The organism is Simplicispira piscis (genome assembly GCF_054783455.1).
Genome location: NZ_BAAGQN010000017.1, coordinates 114718 through 132788 on the forward strand (window position 1 = coordinate 114718; position 18071 = coordinate 132788).

Annotated in this window: 19 protein-coding genes and 1 pseudogene; 14 read left to right on the forward strand and 6 right to left on the reverse strand. The window is 65.7% G+C overall.

The window, feature by feature from the left end; translation table 11 throughout:
- The 3 genes from ACYVOC_RS13205 to ACYVOC_RS13215 all read left to right on the forward strand — a co-directional run.
- Positions 1-443: host attachment protein (locus tag ACYVOC_RS13205; protein ID WP_461162114.1), on the forward strand; the 443-nt coding region annotated here is incomplete at its 5' end.
- Between the two features lie 37 nt (positions 444-480).
- Complete coding sequence (locus ACYVOC_RS13210; protein WP_461162158.1) at positions 481-1467, forward strand: zinc-dependent alcohol dehydrogenase family protein; 987 nt, start codon at positions 481-483, stop codon at positions 1465-1467.
- A 28-nt stretch (positions 1468-1495) separates the two neighbouring features.
- On the forward strand, positions 1496-2164 hold the full coding sequence (locus ACYVOC_RS13215; RefSeq protein ID WP_461162115.1) for a dienelactone hydrolase family protein: 669 nt from the start codon (positions 1496-1498) through the stop codon (positions 2162-2164).
- 13 nt (positions 2165-2177) lie between these two features.
- On the opposite strand, the gene ACYVOC_RS13220 is transcribed toward ACYVOC_RS13215, so the two are convergent.
- The 3 genes from ACYVOC_RS13220 to ftsH form a co-directional block, all read right to left on the reverse strand.
- Positions 2178-2822 (reverse strand): phosphoribosyltransferase, encoded by a 645-nt coding sequence (locus ACYVOC_RS13220; protein ID WP_461162116.1) that lies wholly within the window; start codon positions 2820-2822, stop codon positions 2178-2180.
- Positions 2819-3385, reverse strand: a complete 567-nt coding sequence (locus ACYVOC_RS13225; RefSeq protein WP_461162117.1) for a bifunctional pyr operon transcriptional regulator/uracil phosphoribosyltransferase PyrR — start codon at positions 3383-3385, stop codon at positions 2819-2821. The genes ACYVOC_RS13220 and ACYVOC_RS13225 overlap by 4 nt, the downstream gene beginning before the upstream one ends.
- Before the next feature lie 88 nt (positions 3386-3473).
- Entirely contained in the window at positions 3474-5354 is a 1881-nt protein-coding gene (gene ftsH / locus ACYVOC_RS13230; protein WP_461162118.1) for an ATP-dependent zinc metalloprotease FtsH, read from the reverse strand.
- A gap of 118 nt (positions 5355-5472) precedes the next feature.
- Here ftsH and ACYVOC_RS13235 point away from each other — a divergent pair.
- Positions 5473-5589 (forward strand): annotated as a pseudogene (locus ACYVOC_RS13235) (DL-methionine transporter permease subunit); the annotation flags it as partial.
- A 78-nt stretch (positions 5590-5667) separates the two neighbouring features.
- On the opposite strand, the gene ACYVOC_RS13240 reads toward ACYVOC_RS13235, so the two are convergent.
- The gene (locus tag ACYVOC_RS13240; RefSeq protein ID WP_461162119.1) at positions 5668-6372 is read right to left on the reverse strand and encodes a lipoate--protein ligase family protein; all 705 of its coding nucleotides are present in this window, start codon (positions 6370-6372) and stop codon (positions 5668-5670) included.
- A gap of 87 nt (positions 6373-6459) precedes the next feature.
- Here ACYVOC_RS13240 and ACYVOC_RS13245 point away from each other — a divergent pair, with 87 nt between their 5' ends.
- The 3 genes from ACYVOC_RS13245 (at position 6460) to ACYVOC_RS13255 (ending at position 9149) form a co-directional block, all read left to right on the forward strand.
- The gene (locus tag ACYVOC_RS13245) at positions 6460-7545 is read left to right on the forward strand and encodes a DUF6817 domain-containing protein (RefSeq protein WP_461162120.1); all 1086 of its coding nucleotides are present in this window, start codon (positions 6460-6462) and stop codon (positions 7543-7545) included.
- Positions 7546-7618: 73 nt separating this feature from the next.
- Positions 7619-8443, forward strand: a complete 825-nt coding sequence (locus ACYVOC_RS13250) for a MetQ/NlpA family ABC transporter substrate-binding protein (protein ID WP_461162121.1) — start codon at positions 7619-7621, stop codon at positions 8441-8443.
- Positions 8444-8600: 157 nt separating this feature from the next.
- The gene (locus ACYVOC_RS13255) at positions 8601-9149 is read left to right on the forward strand and encodes an NADPH-dependent FMN reductase (RefSeq protein ID WP_461162122.1); all 549 of its coding nucleotides are present in this window, start codon (positions 8601-8603) and stop codon (positions 9147-9149) included.
- A gap of 135 nt (positions 9150-9284) precedes the next feature.
- On the opposite strand, the gene ACYVOC_RS13260 is transcribed toward ACYVOC_RS13255, so the two are convergent.
- Positions 9285-9923, reverse strand: a complete 639-nt coding sequence (locus ACYVOC_RS13260) for an FMN-dependent NADH-azoreductase (protein ID WP_461162123.1) — start codon at positions 9921-9923, stop codon at positions 9285-9287.
- A 128-nt stretch (positions 9924-10051) separates the two neighbouring features.
- On the opposite strand from ACYVOC_RS13260, the gene ACYVOC_RS13265 reads away from it, so the two are divergent.
- The gene (locus ACYVOC_RS13265) at positions 10052-10984 is read left to right on the forward strand and encodes a LysR family transcriptional regulator (RefSeq protein ID WP_461162159.1); all 933 of its coding nucleotides are present in this window, start codon (positions 10052-10054) and stop codon (positions 10982-10984) included.
- Between the two features lie 120 nt (positions 10985-11104).
- On the forward strand, positions 11105-11971 hold the full coding sequence (locus tag ACYVOC_RS13270; protein ID WP_116004049.1) for an HDOD domain-containing protein: 867 nt from the start codon (positions 11105-11107) through the stop codon (positions 11969-11971).
- A gap of 4 nt (positions 11972-11975) precedes the next feature.
- On the opposite strand, the gene ACYVOC_RS13275 is transcribed toward ACYVOC_RS13270, so the two are convergent.
- Positions 11976-13013: a tellurite resistance/C4-dicarboxylate transporter family protein gene (locus ACYVOC_RS13275; protein WP_461162124.1), complete on the reverse strand. Its 1038-nt coding sequence runs from the start codon at positions 13011-13013 to the stop codon at positions 11976-11978.
- Positions 13014-13451: 438 nt separating this feature from the next.
- Between ACYVOC_RS13275 and ACYVOC_RS13280 the strand changes: the two genes are divergently transcribed.
- From ACYVOC_RS13280 to ACYVOC_RS13300, 5 genes are all read left to right on the forward strand, one after another.
- Positions 13452-14447 (forward strand): sulfate ABC transporter substrate-binding protein, encoded by a 996-nt coding sequence (locus ACYVOC_RS13280; RefSeq protein WP_461162125.1) that lies wholly within the window; start codon positions 13452-13454, stop codon positions 14445-14447.
- A gap of 162 nt (positions 14448-14609) precedes the next feature.
- A complete protein-coding gene (gene cysT / locus ACYVOC_RS13285) occupies positions 14610-15449 on the forward strand; it encodes a sulfate ABC transporter permease subunit CysT (protein WP_116004047.1) in 840 nt (279 codons plus the stop codon).
- Positions 15450-15588: 139 nt separating this feature from the next.
- Positions 15589-16494: a sulfate ABC transporter permease subunit CysW gene (gene cysW, locus ACYVOC_RS13290; protein WP_461162126.1), complete on the forward strand. Its 906-nt coding sequence runs from the start codon at positions 15589-15591 to the stop codon at positions 16492-16494.
- A 12-nt stretch (positions 16495-16506) separates the two neighbouring features.
- Positions 16507-17616: a sulfate/molybdate ABC transporter ATP-binding protein gene (locus ACYVOC_RS13295; RefSeq protein ID WP_116004045.1), complete on the forward strand. Its 1110-nt coding sequence runs from the start codon at positions 16507-16509 to the stop codon at positions 17614-17616.
- Positions 17617-17649: 33 nt separating this feature from the next.
- Positions 17650-18071: disulfide bond formation protein B (locus tag ACYVOC_RS13300; protein WP_461162127.1), on the forward strand; the 422-nt coding region annotated here is incomplete at its 3' end.

Sequence of the window (18071 nt, forward strand, 5' to 3'; positions counted from 1 at the left end):
GCACCATGGAAAAACCAGTCTGGGCGGTAGTGGCCAATGGTTCGAAAGCCCGTGTGCTGGAGCAGGACTCCACCAAACCAGGGCGCTGGACGGAAGTGGAGTGCTTGCTGCATCCGCAAAGCCGCTTGCACGGCGCCAGTGCCGGCCATGAGCCGGCCGGGCATGCGAACGCCGGCCGCTCGGGCCTGGCGCCGCGCAGCAGTCCCCAGGAGCATGAACGCCGCATCTTTGCGCAGCAGATTGCCGATGCCGTCGGCGCGGCGGTCGCCGAGCAGCGTGTCGGAAGCATCGTGGTGTTCGCCTCCAACCCCTTTCTGGGCGAGTTGCTGGCGCACCTGGACAGTGGGTCCCGCCAACGGGTGGCGGACAGCCATGCGCTGGACCTGACCAGCCTGGGTCTGCAAGAACTTGCGCAGCGCCTGCACAGCGACTTCCAGCTTTGAAACGCCGCGGGTGACCACCATGACCGGGCCTGTGACCATGCGCGCCATGGTGCTGGAGCAAACGGGCCAGCCCCTGCGGCTGACCGAGTTGCCCATGCCCGTGCCGCAGGCGGGCCAGTTGCTGCTGGCCGTCGAGGCCTGCGGCGTCTGCCGCACCGATCTGCATCTGCGCGATGGCGAGCTGCCCGACCCGGTGTTGCCCGTGGTGCCGGGCCACGAGATCGTGGCCCGGGTCGCAGGCCTGGGGCCCGGTGTGCAGGGCTGGCGCCTGGGCCAGCGCGTGGGCGTGCCCTGGCTGGGTTGGACTTGCGGCCAATGCCGCTTTTGCACCAGCGGCCGCGAGAACCTGTGCGAGCGGGCCCGGTTCACGGGCTACCAGTTGAACGGCGGTTATGCCGAGTACACGCTGGCCGATGCGCGCTATTGCCTGGCCCTGCCCGAGGCGCCGGCGGCCGAGCATCTGGCGCCGCTGCTGTGCGCTGGCCTCATCGGCTACCGGGCGCTGCGCCTGGCCGGCGATCCGCGCCGGCTCGGTGTCTACGGCTTTGGCGCGGCTGCACACCTCATCACCCAGCTGGCGCGCGCCCAGGGCCGCGAAGTCTTTGCCTTCACCCGTCCGGGCGATGGCGCCAGCCAGGCATTCGCGCGCAGCCTGAGCGCGAACTGGGCCGGGGGAACCGACGAAGCCCCGCCGCAGCCGCTGGACGCCGCCCTGATCTTCGCCCCCGCAGGCCCGCTGGTGCCCATCGCCCTGCGGCACCTCGACAAAGGCGGCTGCGTGGTCTGCGCGGGCATCCACATGAGCGACATCCCCGGCTTCCCCTACGCCTGGCTGTGGGGCGAGCGCAGCATCCGCTCCGTGGCCAATCTGACGCGCGCCGACGGGCTCGCGTTTTTCGAGGCGGTCCGGCAGGCGCCGCTGCGCACCGAGGTCACGGTGTTTGCGCTGGAGCAGGCCAACGAAGCGCTGGAGCAGTTGCGCCAGGGCGCGCTGCAGGGTGCGGCGGTGCTGCGCATGGCCTGAGCCCGCGAAATTCTCACAGGAGGCATCGATGGCATCGCCGTTGAAACCGCTGGAACAACTGGTGCGCATTCCCGTGGACCAGGTCTATATCGAGGGCCTGCTGGCGCTGCCCACCGCGCCCATCGGGCTGGTGTTGTTCGCCCATGGCAGCGGCAGCAGCCGGCACAGCCCGCGCAACAACTACGTGGCCGGGGTGCTGCACGCGCGTGGCGTGGGCAGCTTGCTGCTCGATCTGCTCACGCCCGAGGAGGACCAGGACTACCGCACCCGCTTCGATATCCCCCTGTTGATGCAGCGGCTGCGCGCGGCGACGTGCTGGCTGGGCCGGCAGCCGCTCACCCAGTCGCTGCCCCTGGGCTACTTCGGCGCCAGCACCGGGGCGGCCGCCGCCCTGATGGCCGCCGCCGCAGAGGGTCAGGCCATCCGGGCCGTGGTGTCGCGCGGCGGGCGACCCGACCTGGCGGGACCCGAGGCGCTGGCGCGTGTGGGCTGCCCGACCCTGTTGCTGGTGGGCAGCCGCGACGAAGAGGTGCTGGAGCTCAACCGGCAGGCGGCGGCGCATATGCGCTGCCCGCACCGCCTGAGCGTGGTACCGGGCGCCACCCATTTGTTCGAGGAGCCGGGCACCCTGGAGGAAGTGGCGCGGCAGGCCGCCGACTGGTTCGCGCAATATCTGCCGCCTGCAGCGGCTGCTTGAGCGGGGCGGGCCTTCAGGGGCGGAGCAGGGCGATCACCTCGTCGTCCTCGACCTGGGCAAAGTCCCGGTAGAACTGGCCCACGGCCTGGAAGTCGGCGGGTGCCTGCAGGCACAGCACCTCGTCGGCCAGGGGGCGGACCATGGTGAGCGCTTCCGGCGACGACACCGGCACGGCGCAGACCAGCTTGGCGGGATGGCGCTGGCGCAAGCCGTGCAAGGCGGCGACCATGGTGGCGCCGGTGGCGAGCCCGTCGTCCACCACGATGACGGTGCGGCCCGCGGGGTCCAGGGGCGGGCGAATCGGCGTGTACTGCACCCGCCGCTGGCGGATGACCTCCATTTGCCGGTGCTTTTCGGCGGCGATGTAGTCCTGGTCGGCACCGGCCGAAGCGGCGTAGGGCGATACATAGACCCAGCCGCTCTCGTCGACCGAGCCGATGGCCAATTCGGGCTCGTAGGGGGCGCGCAGCTTGCGCACCAGCACCACATCGAAGTCACCCTGCAGCGCCGCCGCCAGGGATTTGGCCATGGGCACCGCACCGCGCGGTATGGCCAGCACCAGCGGCTTTGTGCCGCGATAGGCCTGCAGCCGCTCTGCCAGCCGGTGGGCGGCGTCGGCACGGTCGCGGAACAGATGGGGGCAGTCCGGGGGATTCATGGCGCACGCCCGGGTTGCACCAGATCGATCTGGAAATCCGTTTCATACGGCGGTACATGGCAATCGATGATGCTGCCGGGAGCGACTTGCAGCCACACCCCCACCACATCGGCATGCACCGGCAGGCGTGCGACGCAGCGGTCCACCAGGACTGCGACCCGGATCTGCTGCGGCTGCTTGCGCGCCAGGTACTGCAGCACGCGCAACAGCGAATGGCCGGTGTACAGCACATCGTCCACCACGAGCAGGCTGTGCTCGGAGAGGTCCAGCTCGGCATGGCCGGCCGGTTCATCGAGCCGGGTCTCGGGGTAGAGCAGGGTGAGGTCGTCGGCATAGCGCTTGACGGAAAGGTCCAGCCGCAGCGGCGGGGCCATGCCGTGGCGCTGCACCAGCAGATCGGTCAGGCGCTGGGCCAGCGGCGCGCCGCGCCGCAGAATGCCGATCACGGCCAGGCGTTGCTGCGGTTGCAGCTGGGCTGCGACCTGGCTCGCCATGGCTTGCAGCACCGCATCCAGTTCGGCCTGGTCGTAAAGACAACTTCGGACTTCCGCAGATGGGTGCATGGCAACCTCCGAATGGCGGCCGCTCCAGGGCGGCGATCAGGCCAGTGTCGGCAACACGGCGGCAGAAGTCAATCACGCCGGCACGGCATCACGCCGCAGGCCCGCTCCGTGCGGTTTCGGCCAGGGGCAGCAGGTCGGCTTCGGTGAGCGTTTCCTGCGCCAGCAGTTTGTTGGCGCCTTCTTGTAATAGCGTGCGCCGCTCGGTCAGCACCGCGCTGGCGCGGGCAAAGGCCTCGTCCACCAGGGCGCGCACGGCCATGTCGATGCGCCGCGATGTGTCGTCCGACAGGCCGCGCTCCAGCGCCATGCCTTCGGGCAGGTCGAGAAAGCGCGGCTGCTGGCGCTCGTAGACCACCTGGCCGACTTCGGGCGACATGCCGTAGCGCGCGACCATGTCGTGCGCGATGTCGGTGGCCTTGACCAGGTCGTCGGCCGCGCCCGTGGACACTTCGCCTATCACCAGGGCTTCGGCCGCGCGCCCGCCCATGAGCACCGCCAGGCGGTTGCGCAGCTCGCTCGCGCTGGCCAGGTAGCGGTCCTCGCTGGGGCGCTGCAAGGTGTAGCCCAGCGCGCCGATGCCGCGCGGGATGATGGAGATTTTGTGCACCGGGTCGGTGCCCGGCAGCGCCATGGCCACCAGCGCATGGCCCATTTCGTGCACGGCCACGGTGCGCCGCTCCTTGTCGCCGAGCACGCGCTGGTGGCGCTCCAGGCCGGCGACGATGCGCTCCACGGCGGCGGTGAAGTCGGCCATGGCCACGGCGTTGGCGCCGCGCCGCGTGGCCAGCAAGGCCGCTTCGTTGACCAGGTTGGCCAGGTCGGCGCCGGCAAAGCCCGGCGTCAGCGCGGCCACCGCGTCGGGGTCGACATCGCCGCCGAGGTGCACTTTCTTGAGGTGCACGCGCAGCACATCGACACGGCCTTTGCGGTCGGGCCGGTCGACCAGCACCTGGCGGTCGAAGCGGCCGGCCCGCAGCAGGGCCGGGTCGAGCACCTCGGGGCGGTTGGTCGCCGCCAGAATCACCACGCCCGCACTGGTGTCGAAGCCGTCCATTTCGGCCAGCAGCTGGTTCAGCGTCTGTTCCTTCTCGTCGTGGCCCCCCGAGATCGGGCCCACGCCGCGCGCCCGGCCCAGGGCGTCCAGCTCGTCAATGAAGATGATGCAAGGCGCCGAGGCGCGGGCCTGCTCGAACATGTCGCGCACGCGCGCCGCACCGACCCCCACGAACATCTCGACGAACTCGGAGCCCGTGATGCTGAAGAAGGGTACGCCGGCCTCGCCGGCCATGGCGCGTGCCAGCAGCGTCTTGCCCGTGCCCGGCGGGCCCACCAGCAAAATGCCCTTGGGCATGTGCGCGCCCAGCCGGCCGTAGTCCTTGGGGTTTTTCAGGAACTCCACCGATTCGCGCAGCTCCGCCTTGGCCTCGTCCACCCCCGCCACGTCGTCGAAGCTGACCTTCACGTCGGTTTCCGAATGCAGCTTGGCGCGGCTCTTACCGACGGACAGCAGACCGCCCATGCCGCCTTGTGCGGCAAGGCGCCGGCCGATGAAGCTCCACAGGGCCAGCAGCATCAGGCCCGGCACCACCCAGGACAGCAGCTCGCTCAGCAGTTTGTTCTCCACCACGCCTTCAAAGCGCACGTCGTAGGCAGACAACTCCTGGGCGAGGGCCGGGTCAACGCGCGTCGTGACGATGCGCGTGCGCCCATCGGCCTGCGGGGTCTTGAGTTGGCCCTCGATGAACTGGCTGCTGATCGAGATGGATTGCAACTGGCCGGCTTTCAGGTGCTGCAGAAACTCGCTGTACGGTATGGGCTGCACCTGGTGGGAGGTGACCCAGAGGTCGCGCAGCCAGAACAGTGCCGTCAGCGCCAGGATCACCAGCCACAGCTTGCTGGGGTTCCACTGCCAGGGCGGCTGGGGCGCTGTGGGTGGTGGCTCGGGGCGGGATGGCTGGGGGAGCGGCATGGTGGGCTTTTCCTTCACCGAATGGGGCCTGCCTGCGCTTGGCTCGGCCCAAGCGCCCAGAATGGCAGAAAAAACGGAACCTGCCTACCGGCTTGTGCGTCTTTCTGGAAATTGCCCAGGCTACCAGTGCTTTTTGCCCGACGCCATGCTCGCCGTGGTGGTGGTGCTGAGCTTCTTCGTGCAGGCCATCCAGAGCCTGGGTGACTGGGCCGTGCGGCGCTTGAGCCACCGCTGATTGCTATCGAATGGTGAGCTGTCAGCGATTGACCAGTAAGCGTTAGAGCACTGTTTGTATGTGAATTGAAGGCCCGGCTCAGGGCTGCTGTGCAGCGCCGGGCAATGCGCACTCCAGGGCCTGCTGCAGGCGCAGGGCCAGCGCTGCGTTGCTGAAGGGCCGGTCGGCCAGTTCCGCGCACGAGACGGTGCGGCTGCGCAGCGCCGACACGTCTTGCGGCTGCCCCACGGCGTGGCACAGCAGCGGCCAGTCGGGCGCGGTGCCCAGCGTGCCCGCCACCAGCAAGACGCCATGGCGCTGGCGCCGCTGCGCCAGGCCGACCAGCTTGCGCCCCTGTTCGTCCACCAGTTCCCACGGCGCCAGGCTGCCATAGCAGGCCCAGTCCACCACCGGGCCCATGCGCGCATTGGCGCCGGCCACCTCGCTGGCCGGCAAGGCCCGCGCCGACACGCCCATGTCGGCCAGAACGGCGGCATGCAGCAAACCCAGCGGGCGGTAGCTGTCCACCAGGCTCTGGCCCACCCACGGGTGCTCGGGCGGCAGCACCACGGACACGCCCACCAGCCATGGCCCCGTCAGCACGGCACCGCCGCCCGACGGGCGCTGCAGCAGCCCCTGGGGCTGCCGGGGCGCCATGCTGGCCAATAAGGCGCGCTGCGAGCAGCCCAGCACGATGGTCGGTGCGGCATAGCGCCAGACGCGAAAGCGCGGCGCCGCCACGGGCTCGGCCAGCTGGCGGCTATTCCAGTCCTGTTCTTCAGCGGCGGTGGTGGTGGCGGTCATGGCGCGTGCTCCAGTGTAGCTAGGGGGGCAGATCTTATCTGCGCCAGCGGTGATACTGCCAGCACAAGAACCCTTCGGAGACACCCCATGCACTTGCCATTCCAAGCACTCGACCCCCATTTGTTCACCCGCGCCCAGGCGCTGCTCGACGAAGAGTGGCTGCACAAGGATGCCGACCTGGCGCCCGTGCTGCCCACCGTGTTGGCGCGCAACGTCGGCCAGGACTGGCACAAGGCCGGCACCTTCCGCCACCACCTGGTGGGCGTGGCGCGCTCGCTCACGCAGTGGCAGCAACCCCGGGACGTGCGCCTGCTCGGCCTGCTGCACAGCGTCTACGGCAACGCTTTTGTCGACCTGGTCAAGTTCGATGCGGCCAGCGAGCGCGGCCGCCTGCAAGCCCTGGTGGGCGAGAGCGCCGAGCACCTGGTCTACCTGTTCTGCACCCAGTCGCGCGCGCAGTTCGTGCAGCGCGTGCTGGCCGGGCAGATCGAGCCTGACGGCAGCGTGGTGCTCGACAAGAACGGCCAGCGCCACGTGCTCACGCCCTACGAGGTGGCGGCCTTCATCGTTGTCAGCATGGCCGACACCATCGAGCAGTGGTTCAGCTGGCAGGACGACATCTTCTCGTGCTTTCCGAGCGTGCCGCAGCGCCCGCAGGCCGTGCACTGGGCGGCTTCGCTGTGGCCCGGCCCGATGCGCCCCAGCGCCCGCATGCTGAGCCAGATCGCCGCCCTGGGCCAGGCGCTGCAGCACCCGGGCCTGCAAGGCCTGCTGCCCGTGCCGCCGGTGTTTGCGCACTGCACCCAGCCGCTCGCCGCCGCCGACGAGGCCGCCGCCACGGCGCTGTACTGGTCGGTGATCCAGCAAGAGCACCCGCTGGCCGACCTGGATGTGGCCACCGCCATGCTCGAGCAGGCCGTGCGCCTCAATCCCTGGGTGGGTGAGCCGCAGATGGTGCTGGCCCAGCTCTACCTGTCGGCCGGCCGCCCCGCCGACGCGCTGCAGGCCGCCGACAGCGCCCTGCAAGCTTTCAGCGCCTGGGGCAACGCGTGGGACAAGCGCGTGCAGTGGGACGCCTGGGTGGCCTGGACGCGCATCCTGCGCCAGTCGGCCAGCGAAGGCGGCTGGCCCGAGCGGCTCGATAAGCTCAACAACGTGGCGCTGCGCAGCTGATTTGTTATGCCGGTATTGCTTAAGGAAATGAAAACACAGTCGTTTGGGTTTTATAGGGTCAACCCTAAGATGCATGCCATCTCTGACTGAAAGGTTTTCCGTGAACAAACGCTCCCTGCTGCAATCCACCCTCGTTCTGGCCCTGGCCGCCGGCCTCAGCACCGGCGCCCTGGCGCAAGACAAGCCCCTCAAGATCGGCGTGACCGCCGGCCCGCACGCGCAAATCTTCGAGCAGGTCAAGAAAGTGGCGGCCAAGGACGGGCTGAAGATCCAGGTCATCGAGTTCAGCGACTACGTGCAGCCCAACGCTGCCCTGGTGGCTGGCGACCTGGACGCCAACGCCTACCAGCACCAGCCTTACCTCGACGCGCAGGTCAAAGACCGTGGCTACAAGCTGGTGTCCGTGGGCACCACGGTCAATTTCCCCATCGGGCTGTACTCCAAAAAGGTCAAAAACCTGAACGAGCTCGCCAACGGCGCGCGCTTTGGCATTCCCAACGACCCCACCAACGGCGGCCGCGTGCTGCTGGTGCTGCAAGCCAAGGGCCTGATCAAGCTGAAAGACGGCGCCGGCCTCAAGGCGACGCCGCTCGACGTGGTGTCCAACCCCAAAAAGCTCAAGTTCGTCGAACTCGACGCGGCCCAGCTGGCGCGTTCGCTCGACGACCTGGACGCCGCCGCCATCAACACCAACTTCGCCATCTCGGCCGGCCTGAACCCCAAGACCGACTCCATTGCGCAGGAAGACGCCAACAGCCCCTATGCCAACCTGATCGTGGTGCGCGAGGCCGACAAGGGCAAGCCCTGGGTGGCGCAACTGCTCAAGGCCTACCAGTCGCCTGAAATCCGCCAGTTCATTCAGACCGAGTTCAAGGGGTCGGTGTTGCCGGTTTTTTAACCTTTTAGGGTTCTAGCGCTTATCTGTAAAGCGCTGAATGCTATTGAAAGAATAGTCTATGGTGGCAAAGGGGGCGCGCTGTGCAGGGTGCGCCGCCGAGGTCTATCATGGCTTTGCCCGTGCTTTCACGGCCTTTTCCACGTTCCAAGGAGCATCCATGAGCCAGTTCCAGATCGCTGTCATCGTCGGCAGCCTGCGCAAGGATTCGTTCAACCGCCAGTTGGCCACGGCGCTGGCGCGCTTGGGGCCGGCAGACTTTCAGTTCACGCAGCTGCGTATCGATGACCTGCCGCTGTACAACCAGGACAGTGACGGCCAGCAGGCGCCGTCTGTGCTGCGGCTCAAGGGGGAAGTCAAGGCGGCGCAGGGCCTGCTGTTCGTCACGCCTGAATACAACCGCTCGATTCCTGGCGTGCTGAAAAATGCCATCGACAACGCTTCGCGTCCCTATGGCCAGAATGCCTGGGCCGGCAAGCCGGCAGGCGTCATCGGTGCGTCGGTCGGTGCCATCGGCACGGCGTTGGCGCAGCAGCATCTGCGCAACATCCTGGCCTACCTCGATGCCCCCACGCTGGGCCAGCCCGAGGCTTTTATCCACGCCAAGGAGGGTCTGTTCGATGCCGATGGCAACATTGGCGAAGGCAGCAAAAAATTCCTGCAGGACTGGATGGACCGGTATGTGGTCTGGGTCAAAAAGCACGCCTGAATGCTATTGAGTAAATAGCTGCTTGCGCAATACCACAGGGCGTTTGCGCTTGATTTTATGTAAATATAAGCCATCAAAAAACCCGGTATCGACCGGGTTTTTTGATGCGCGGCGCGGCGGCCATGCCGCGCCGCTTCAGGCAGCCTGCGCCACCAGCGGCTGGTTGGCGGCCTGGTCGCAGATGGCCTGCGTGGCGCTCTCCAGCGCGGCGGCCTTGGCGGCCTCGCCCATCGCAACGCCTTCGGCGCGCACGAAACGCACGTCGGTCACGCCGAAGAAGCCCAGCACGGTTTGCAGGTAGCTCTCCTGGTGTTCCATGGCGCGGCCGCCTTCGCTGGTGGAATAGACGCCGCCCCGGCTCGACGCGATGATCACGGTCTTGCCCTTGGCCAGGCCTTCGGGGCCGTTGGCGGTGTACTGGAAGGTGCGGCCGGGCTGTGCCAGGCGGTCGATCCAGGCCTTGAGCTGGGTCGGGATGCTGAAGTTGTAGAACGGCGCGCCGATCACCACCACGTCGGCCGCCAGGAACTGGCTCACCAGCTGCTCGGAGACAGCGTTCTCGCGCTGCTGGCTTTCGCTCAGGTTGTCGGTCTGGCCGGTGCGCGGGGCCATGGCGTCCATGGTGAAGTGGGCCGGCGCGTTGGCCACGAGGTCGAGGTAGCTGACCTGCGTGCCGGGGTGGCTGGCCTTCCAGGCGGCCACGATCTGGGCGGTGAGCTGCCGCGAGACGGACTGGGCGCCGGTGATGGCGGAATCGATGTGAAGCAGTTGCATGGTGATCTCCGAAGGGGGTTAACCACAGCGTGTGGCGATGGATAGATTGTGGAGATCAGCGCAGTTTTTGATAAGTTGGCAGATTTGCGATAGATTGTCCTGTTTGTAGAACAATGAAAGCGCCCGCCATGCAGGATCTCAATGACATGCTGTATTTCGCCGAGGTGGTGGAGCGGGGCGGTTTTGCCGCGGCCGGCCGGGCCTTGGGTATTCCGAAGTCGCGCCTGTCGCGGCGGGTGTCCGAGCTGGAGGCCCATCTGGGCGTGCGCCTGCTGCAGCGCACCACGCGCAAGCTCTCGCTAACCGATGTGGGCGAGGCCTATTTGCGCCATTGCCAGGCGCTGCGCGAGTCGGCCCTGGCCGCGCAGGACACCGTGGCACAGGTACAGGCCGCGCCGCGCGGCACCCTGCGTGTGAGCTGTCCCGTGACCCTGGCGCAGACCGTGCTGGGCGAGGTGCTGCCGCAATTCCTGGCGCGCTATTCGCAGGTGCGGGTCGAACTGCAGGTCAGCAACCGGGTGGTGAACCTGGTGGAAGAGGGTGTGGACGTGGCCTTGCGTGTGCGCGCCTCGCTCGAAGAAAGCGGCAGCATGGTGATCAAGCGCCTGGATCTGGCGCGCCAGGTGCTGGTGGCCAGCCCGGACCTGCTGATCCGCCAGGGCACACCGACCACCCTGGCCGACCTGGCGCGCATGGACAGCATTGCCATGTCGGCGCCCGACGGGCGGGCTACCTGGCATCTGACCGGTCCGGGGGGTGCGCAGCAGGTGGTGCAGCATACCCCGCGCTATGTGGCCGACGATCTGCTCACTCTTAAATTTGCGGCACTGGCGGGCACCGGGATTTGCTGGTTGCCCGACTACATGTGCCATGACGAAATCCACACACGGCGCCTGGTGCGGGTGTTGCCCGACTGGGCGCCTGCGGTGGGCATCGTGCATGCGGTCTTCCCGTCGCGCCGGGGTTTATCACCAGCGGTGCGGCATTTTTTGGATTTTTTGGGAGAAACCCTGCCGGGCCGCAGCAGCCAGGCCACCCGGGTGCTACAGCAGGCGCGTTGACGGCTGGACACAATGGCCGGGCGATTCTTTGGGGATCTGTTTTGCCGCCACAATGCAAGCAATTGCAACAAAGCGGACAGGGTGGCGTGATGCGCCGCCTGGAATAGCCAGGAAGACGACGTGACCCCCCATCCGATTGACCAAGAGATACAGAACGCACGCCGAATCTCATCGGTGCGTGCCATCGTGATACCGCCGTGCCCCGAATCGTTGCTGCGCCTGCAGAGCATCCTGGCGCAACCTGAACCCGACGCGGGCGCCCTGGACCAACTGGCCTCGTCCGATGTGGCCATGGCGGCGGCGCTGATCCGCCAGGCCAACAGCCCGCTCTATGGCCTGACCCAGCCGGTACAGACCGTGGGCATGGCGCTGACGGTGCTGGGCCTGCGCCCGTCGGTAGAGCTGCTTTCGGCCTTCATCACGCGCCATGCGCTGCAGGTGCGATCCCCCTTGCTGGAGCATTTCTGGGAAAGCTCGCAACGCCGGGCCATGGCCTGTGAACACATGGGCCACCAGCTCTACAGCTTTGACCCGGGCCTGGGTTACAGCTTTGGCCTGTTCTGCCATGTGGGCATGCCGGTGCTGGTCAAGGCGGTGCGCGGCTACGCCAGCACGGTGACCGAGGCCCTGGCCCGCAAGGACCGCACCTTTACCCAGACCGAAAACGCCAGCCACCGCACCGACCACGCCGTGGTGGGCGCGATTGTGGCGCGCACCTGGCATCTGCCGGGCGATGTGGCGCAGGCCATCTGGTTGCACCATGACTTTAGCTGCCTGCGGGAAGAACGTTTTAGCGTGGTGGTGCGGCAACTGGTGGCGCTGGGCCTGCTGGCCGAATACCTGGTGAACCACCACGAAGGACTGGAGCCCTCGCGCGAGTGGCATCAGCATGGACAGGCCTGCCTGCAGCACTTGCATGTGTCAGACGAAGAGCTGAACCACTGGATCGACGAGCTGCACCCCGCCTTCGAGGCGGTGCGGTTTTAAACCCTCAGCCTTTCGACAACACAATGCGCCAGGCCTGCCGGGCCGCACCCACAAGTGCCGCAGCCCAGGTGGCACAGGCCGCCACCAGGAAAACCGGTGGTAGCGCGCCGAGAAAGTCAAAACCCATGGCCAGCCGCATTTCCTGGGTGCTGGCGGCATACATGCCCAGCGGGAACACGGCGCCCCAATACAGTGGGTCATACCGTAGCCCAAACCGCTTCACGCCATAGCGCCAGACGGCCAGCACCAGCAGCATGGGGATCCACCAGGTGCCGGTGGCCCAGTAAAACACGGTGAAACCTTTCAGAAAAGGGAGCAGCGATGCCAGAAAAGGCGCGTCCGGCGTGTTGACGATGAGCAGCGACCCGGCCAAGGTCGAAATGGCCATTGCGCCCATGTTGATCCAGTAGGGCGGCGCCAGGTCCCCCGGGCTGAAGGGGAAGAAGGTATAGCGGTAGAAGATGAGCGACATCATCCAGATGTAGAGCATGCCGCCCCACAGCCACATGGAGAGCGCAAAAAAGTTCAGCTCCAGCCGGTAGGGCTGCCCAATGTGCGTGGCCAGCAGTGCGCTGAGCACGGCCACCGATTGCGTGGCGACAACAGCCAGCAGCCAGCCGCCGCTGATACCCCGGTCCAGCGTTGGCTTGTTCTCTTTGATCGTCAGCGCAGTGAAGATGGTGTAGGTCAGCAGCAGCCATAACCCCAGGCCCAAGCCCCAGAGCGCTAGGCCAGCGCCCGTCCAGCCCACCAGTAGCAGGCACTGGCTGCCCAGCACATTGGTTGCTGCCACTGAGGTAAAAAAGGCCGGGCCGCGCAAATGGCCCAGCAAGTCGTCCAGAAAACGTTGGCGAAACAAGGCCAGGCGCGCCAGGTACAAAACCCACAGCACGGCATACAGCCCCAGGTTGAGCGCAAACAGCGCCAAGGCAAGTGCGCGCAGCCCCAGCATGTGGGCGGCAATGGACACGATGCCGGTCGCCATGACCATGCCAAAGTTGGCGGGCGACATAGCCGCCAAAGCGGGGCGCCAACCGGGCATGGTGGGTGGAGCAAGCGCAGGGGTCACGGTGGGGGCCATAAGCAAGTGAGCGCCATCATCCTAGAAAAGGCAGTTGACCGCTTTATTTCTTTTGCCAAGCCGCATGAAAGCTATCGTTGATGGCTTCGATGGTGTTCACCTGATGGGTGAGAGCGTTATGCACCCGCCAGCACTGCGCTCAGGGCGCCATGCGGCGTTGTTCCTCTTTGCGGGCAGGAGCCCGCCGCGTCGTCTCGTCTTGCCTGGCTCCCAGATCACGGCACTGGCGGGCTCATCCAACTGCCGTTTCTAGGATCATAAAACGAGCCCCAATGACTGTCGCGTTTGATATGTGTTTTTGGAATGACTTTAGAAACAAATATTCGTTTGAGTTTTAAAGCATGCTCCGCACAATGGTGCCATTCCCGTTTTTATAGCGCCCTGCGCGCTCTGCCCGCCATGAAAATTCGCCTCCTTTTTGCCAGCCTTGCCCTGGGTGCCAGCTCGCTTGCCTCTGCGCAAAATGCACTGCTCAACGTGTCCTACGACGTGGCGCGTGAGTTTTACAAGGACTACAACACCGCCTTCGTAGCGCATTACAAGAAGACCACGGGGCAGGACGTGAAGGTGGACCAGTCGCACGCAGGCTCCAGCGCCCAGGCGCGCGCCGTGAACGACGGCCTGGCCGCCGACGTGGTGACCATGAACACCACCACCGATGTGCAGTTTCTGGCCGACAACGGCGTGGTGGCCAAGGACTGGGCCCAGAAATTCCCGCACGACGCTTCGCCCACTACCTCGACCATGTTGTTCCTGGTGCGCAACGGCAACCCCAAGGGTATCAAGGACTGGGACGACCTGACCAAGCCCGGCGTGCAGGTCATCGTGGTCAACCCCAAGACCGGCGGCAATGGCCGCTATGCCTATCTGGCCGCGTGGGGCGCCGTGCGCGAAAAGGGCGGCACCGAGGCGCAGGCGGCCGAATTTGTGGGCAAGCTCTACAAGAACGTGCCGGTGCTGGCCAAGGGTGGGCGCGATGCCACGGCCACCTTCCTGCAGCGCAACATTGGTGATGTGTTGATCACGTTTGAGTCGGAAGTGGTGTCGGTCGAGCGCGAGTTTGGCAAGGGCAAGGTCGACGTGGTGTACCCCTCGGTCAGCGTAGTGGCTGAAAACCCCGTGGCTGTGGTGGAGCGCACCGTCGCCAAAAAGGGCACGGCGCAGCTGGCCAAGGCCTACCTGGACTACCTGTACTCGGAAGAGGCGCAGGAGATCGCGGCCAAACACGCCATTCGCCCGCGCTCGGAAGCCGTGCTCAAGAAGTACGCCAGCACCTTCAAACCACTCAAGCAGTTCACCGTGGCCAAGTATTTCGGCAGCCTGACCGAAGCGCAGAAAGTGCATTTCAACGACGGCGGCCAGTTCGACAAGCTCTACACGCCGGGTGCCAAGTAATAGTGAGCACCCCCCTGAGTCGCCTGCGGCGCCTTCCCCCTCTTTGCTTCGCTGCGCTCGCGGAGGGTGAACGCCACCAGTGCTGCGGGGCGGCGTTTGCATGGTGGCCGCTGGCCTGGGGTGCGCCAGTTTCCGTCGGCGGTGGGCAACGAATAAATTCCTATGAATGACAAGAGAGGCACTCGCAGGAGTGCCAAACGGGTGCTGCCCGGTTTCGGTCTGACGCTGGGTTACACCCTGTTTTATCTGAGCATCATCGTGCTCATCCCGCTGTCGGCGTTGGTGTTCAAAACCTTCACGCTCACCTGGGACCAGTTCTGGACAGCCATCAGCGCGCCGCGCGTGCTGGCCTCGTACCGGCTCACGTTTGGCGCGTCGTTCATCGCCGCTGTGGTGAATCTGTTTTTCGGGCTGCTGATCGCCTGGGTACTGGTGCGCTACCAGTTTCCGGGCAAAAAAATCATGGATGCGCTGGTGGACTTGCCGTTTGCCTTGCCCACGGCGGTGGCCGGTATCTCGCTGACCGCTTTGCTGGCGGGCAATGGCTGGGTGGGGCAGTACCTGGAGCCCATGGGCATCCAACTCGCGTTCAAGCCTGCTGGTATCGTCATCGCGCTGATTTTCATTGGCTTGCCCTTTGTGGTGCGCACCGTGCAGCCCGTGCTCGAAGACGCCGAAAAAGAACTGGAAGAAGCCGCTACCTGCCTGGGCGCCACGCGCTGGCAGACCTTCACCAAGGTCATCCTGCCCTCGATCACCCCGGCCTTGCTCACCGGCTTTGCCATGGCGTTCGCGCGGGCGGTGGGTGAATACGGGTCGGTCATTTTCATCGCGGGCAACATGCCCATGGTGTCCGAGATCACGCCCCTCATCATCATCGGCAAGCTCGAGCAATACGACTATGCGGGCGCCACGGCGGTTGCGGTGGTGATGCTGATGATTTCGTTTGTATTACTGCTTGTCATCAATGCGCTGCAGGCCTGGCAGCGCCGAAAAGCATGAAACACCCTCTGAATCGCTTCGCGCCGTCCCCCTCTCCTTCGGGAGGGGGACGCACCCGGTGGCCTGGCAGAGCCCGTTCCACGGGTGCATTGGCCTGGGCCGCGTCTGCTCCAAGCACAACGTGCCATGGAACGCTGATATGAATACCCGCACTGTTCGCCGCGCACGCGCCGGCACCACCGAGGCACCCTGGGTGCGCTACACGTTGATCGCGGTGGCACTGCTTTTCATGCTGCTGTTTCTGGTGTTGCCGCTCGCGGCCGTGTTTGCCGAGGCACTGCGCAAGGGCTTTGGCGCCTACCTCGAAGGCCTGCGCGAGCCCGATGCCTGGTCGGCCATCAAGCTCACGCTGATCACCGCGCTCATCGCCGTGCCGCTGAACCTGGTGTTCGGTGTGGCGGCGGCCTGGTGCATCGCCAAGTACGAGTTCAAGGGCAAGGCCTTCCTGACCACGCTGGTGGATCTGCCGTTCTCGGTGTCGCCCGTGGTGGCGGGCCTGGTTTACGTGCTGATGTTTGGTGCCAACGGTTGGATCGGGCCGTGGCTGCAAGAGCACGACATCAAGATCATCTTTGCCGTGCCCGGCATCGTGCTGGCCACCGTGTTCGTGACCTTCCCGTTCATCGCGCGCGAGCTGATCCCGCTGATGCAGGCGCAGGGCAACGACGAGGAGCAGGCCGCCATCGTGCTCGGTGCCACGGGCTGGCAGACCTTCTGGTTCGTGACGCTGCCCAACATCAAGTGGGGCCTGTTGTACGGGGTGATCCTGTGCAATGCGCGCGCTATGGGCGAGTTCGGCGCGGTGTCGGTGGTGTCGGGCCACATTCGCGGGCAGACCAACACCATTCCGCTGCATGTCGAAATCCTCTACAACGAATACCAATCCGTGGCCGCATTCGCCGCCGCCTCGCTGCTGGCGCTGCTGGCGCTGGTCACCCTGGTCATCAAGTCGATTGCCGAGTGGAAAAGCGAACAGGAATTGAAGGCAGCGGCCGAGTCGCCACCCGAGCGCCCCGCGCCCACCGTTGCAACGCCCGCGCGCTGAAGGAATAAAACAATGAGTATCGAAATCCGCAACGTCAGTAAACAGTTTGGCGATTTTCACGCCCTGCGCGATGTAAGCCTGGACATTGCGTCGGGCGAACTGATTGCACTGCTAGGGCCGTCCGGCTGCGGTAAAACCACGCTGCTGCGCATCATCGCCGGGCTGGAGACGGCCGATGCGGGCACCATCCATTTCAGCGGCGAAGACACCACCGACGTACATGTGCGCGAGCGCAACGTGGGCTTCGTGTTCCAGCACTACGCCCTGTTTCGGCACATGACGGTGTTTGAGAACGTGGCCTTTGGCCTGCGCGTCAAGCCCCGCAGCGAGCGCCCGAGCGAAGCCCAGATCAAAACCAAAGTGATGGACCTGCTCAAGCTGGTGCAGCTCGACTGGCTGGCCGAGCGCCACCCGTCGCAGCTCTCGGGCGGCCAGCGCCAGCGCATTGCGCTGGCCCGCGCCCTGGCGGTGGAGCCCAAGGTGCTGCTGCTCGACGAGCCTTTTGGCGCACTCGACGCCAAGGTGCGCAAGGAACTGCGCCGCTGGCTGCGCCGCCTGCACGACGAGCTGCACGTCACCAGCATCTTTGTCACCCACGACCAGGAAGAGGCGCTGGAAGTGGCCGACCGCGTGGTGGTCATCAACCAGGGGCGTATTGAGCAAAGTGGCGCGCCCCAGCAGGTGTGGGACCACCCGGCCAGCCCGTTTGTGTATGGGTTTCTGGGCGATGTGAACCTCTTCCACGGCCGGGCACATGAAGGACAGGTGCACCTGCAGGGCATGCAGATGGATGCGCCTGAACACAGTGCGGCGCAAAACGCCCCCGCTTCTGCCTATGTGCGCCCCCATGACCTGGATGTGCAGCGCTACACGCCGGGCACCGGGCAGCCCCTGGGCATCGTTGCGCGGCTGGACCGCGCCATTGTGGTGGGGCCCATCGCACGGCTGGAACTTATTCCCGTGGTCGCCACCAAAGCAGCGGACAATGCGAGCCCTGAAGCCCTGATTGAAGCGCACATCCCCGCGCAGCAGTATCGGGAGATGGGTTTTTCTGAGGGGGATGAGCTGGTGGTGACGCCGCGCCGTGCGCGGGTTTTTCTGGACCAGGCCTCCGGTATCTAATGAAGCGCCCCAGGGCGCTGGACAAGGCGATGAATGATTGCAAACTGGTTTGATAACGCGCCCCGCCGGGTGCTGGCGCTGATCAGCGTGGCCTGTGTGGCCATGCTGGCTTTTGGCATGTACCTGCAGCATGTCGTAGGCCTGGAGCCCTGCCCGATGTGCATCGTACAGCGCTATGCTCTCATTTTGGTAGCTGTCTTCGCAGGTTTGGCAAGCCTTGGAGGCAAAAAAGGCTGGTGGATGTCGTTTGCCGTGCTGGCGGTGGTGTCCAGCGGTTTTGGCGCCTTTACCGCCGCGCGCCAGAGCTGGCTGCAGTGGTATCCGCCCGAGGTGGCCACATGCGGGCGCGACTTCTACGGCATGATCGAAAACTACCCCATCAGCCGGTCGATTCCCATGATTTTCCGCGGCTCGGGCGACTGCTCGGCCATTGACTGGACCTTCCTGGGCGGCTC

Bases quoted from the DNA above. Each gene is read 5' to 3' on its own strand.
- ACYVOC_RS13250 (WP_461162121.1), top strand. From the start codon at position 7,619: ATGCCATCTCTGACTGAAAGGTTTTCCGTGAACAAACGCTCCCTGCTG.
- ACYVOC_RS13255 (WP_461162122.1), top strand. From the start codon at position 8,601: ATGAGCCAGTTCCAGATCGCTGTCATCGTCGGCAGCCTGCGCAAGGAT.
- ACYVOC_RS13220 (WP_461162116.1), bottom strand. From the start codon at position 2,822: ATGAATCCCCCGGACTGCCCCCATCTGTTCCGCGACCGTGCCGACGCC.
- ACYVOC_RS13245 (WP_461162120.1), top strand. From the start codon at position 6,460: ATGCACTTGCCATTCCAAGCACTCGACCCCCATTTGTTCACCCGCGCC.
- cysW (WP_461162126.1), top strand. From the start codon at position 15,589: ATGAATACCCGCACTGTTCGCCGCGCACGCGCCGGCACCACCGAGGCA.
- ACYVOC_RS13280 (WP_461162125.1), top strand. From the start codon at position 13,452: ATGAAAATTCGCCTCCTTTTTGCCAGCCTTGCCCTGGGTGCCAGCTCG.
- ACYVOC_RS13275 (WP_461162124.1), bottom strand. From the start codon at position 13,013: ATGCCCGGTTGGCGCCCCGCTTTGGCGGCTATGTCGCCCGCCAACTTT.
- ACYVOC_RS13240 (WP_461162119.1), bottom strand. From the start codon at position 6,372: ATGACCGCCACCACCACCGCCGCTGAAGAACAGGACTGGAATAGCCGC.
- ACYVOC_RS13260 (WP_461162123.1), bottom strand. From the start codon at position 9,923: ATGCAACTGCTTCACATCGATTCCGCCATCACCGGCGCCCAGTCCGTC.
- cysT (WP_116004047.1), top strand. From the start codon at position 14,610: ATGAATGACAAGAGAGGCACTCGCAGGAGTGCCAAACGGGTGCTGCCC.
- ftsH (WP_461162118.1), bottom strand. From the start codon at position 5,354: ATGCCGCTCCCCCAGCCATCCCGCCCCGAGCCACCACCCACAGCGCCC.
- ACYVOC_RS13210 (WP_461162158.1), top strand. From the start codon at position 481: ATGCGCGCCATGGTGCTGGAGCAAACGGGCCAGCCCCTGCGGCTGACC.
- ACYVOC_RS13215 (WP_461162115.1), top strand. From the start codon at position 1,496: ATGGCATCGCCGTTGAAACCGCTGGAACAACTGGTGCGCATTCCCGTG.
- ACYVOC_RS13265 (WP_461162159.1), top strand. From the start codon at position 10,052: ATGCAGGATCTCAATGACATGCTGTATTTCGCCGAGGTGGTGGAGCGG.
- ACYVOC_RS13225 (WP_461162117.1), bottom strand. From the start codon at position 3,385: ATGCACCCATCTGCGGAAGTCCGAAGTTGTCTTTACGACCAGGCCGAA.
- ACYVOC_RS13295 (WP_116004045.1), top strand. From the start codon at position 16,507: ATGAGTATCGAAATCCGCAACGTCAGTAAACAGTTTGGCGATTTTCAC.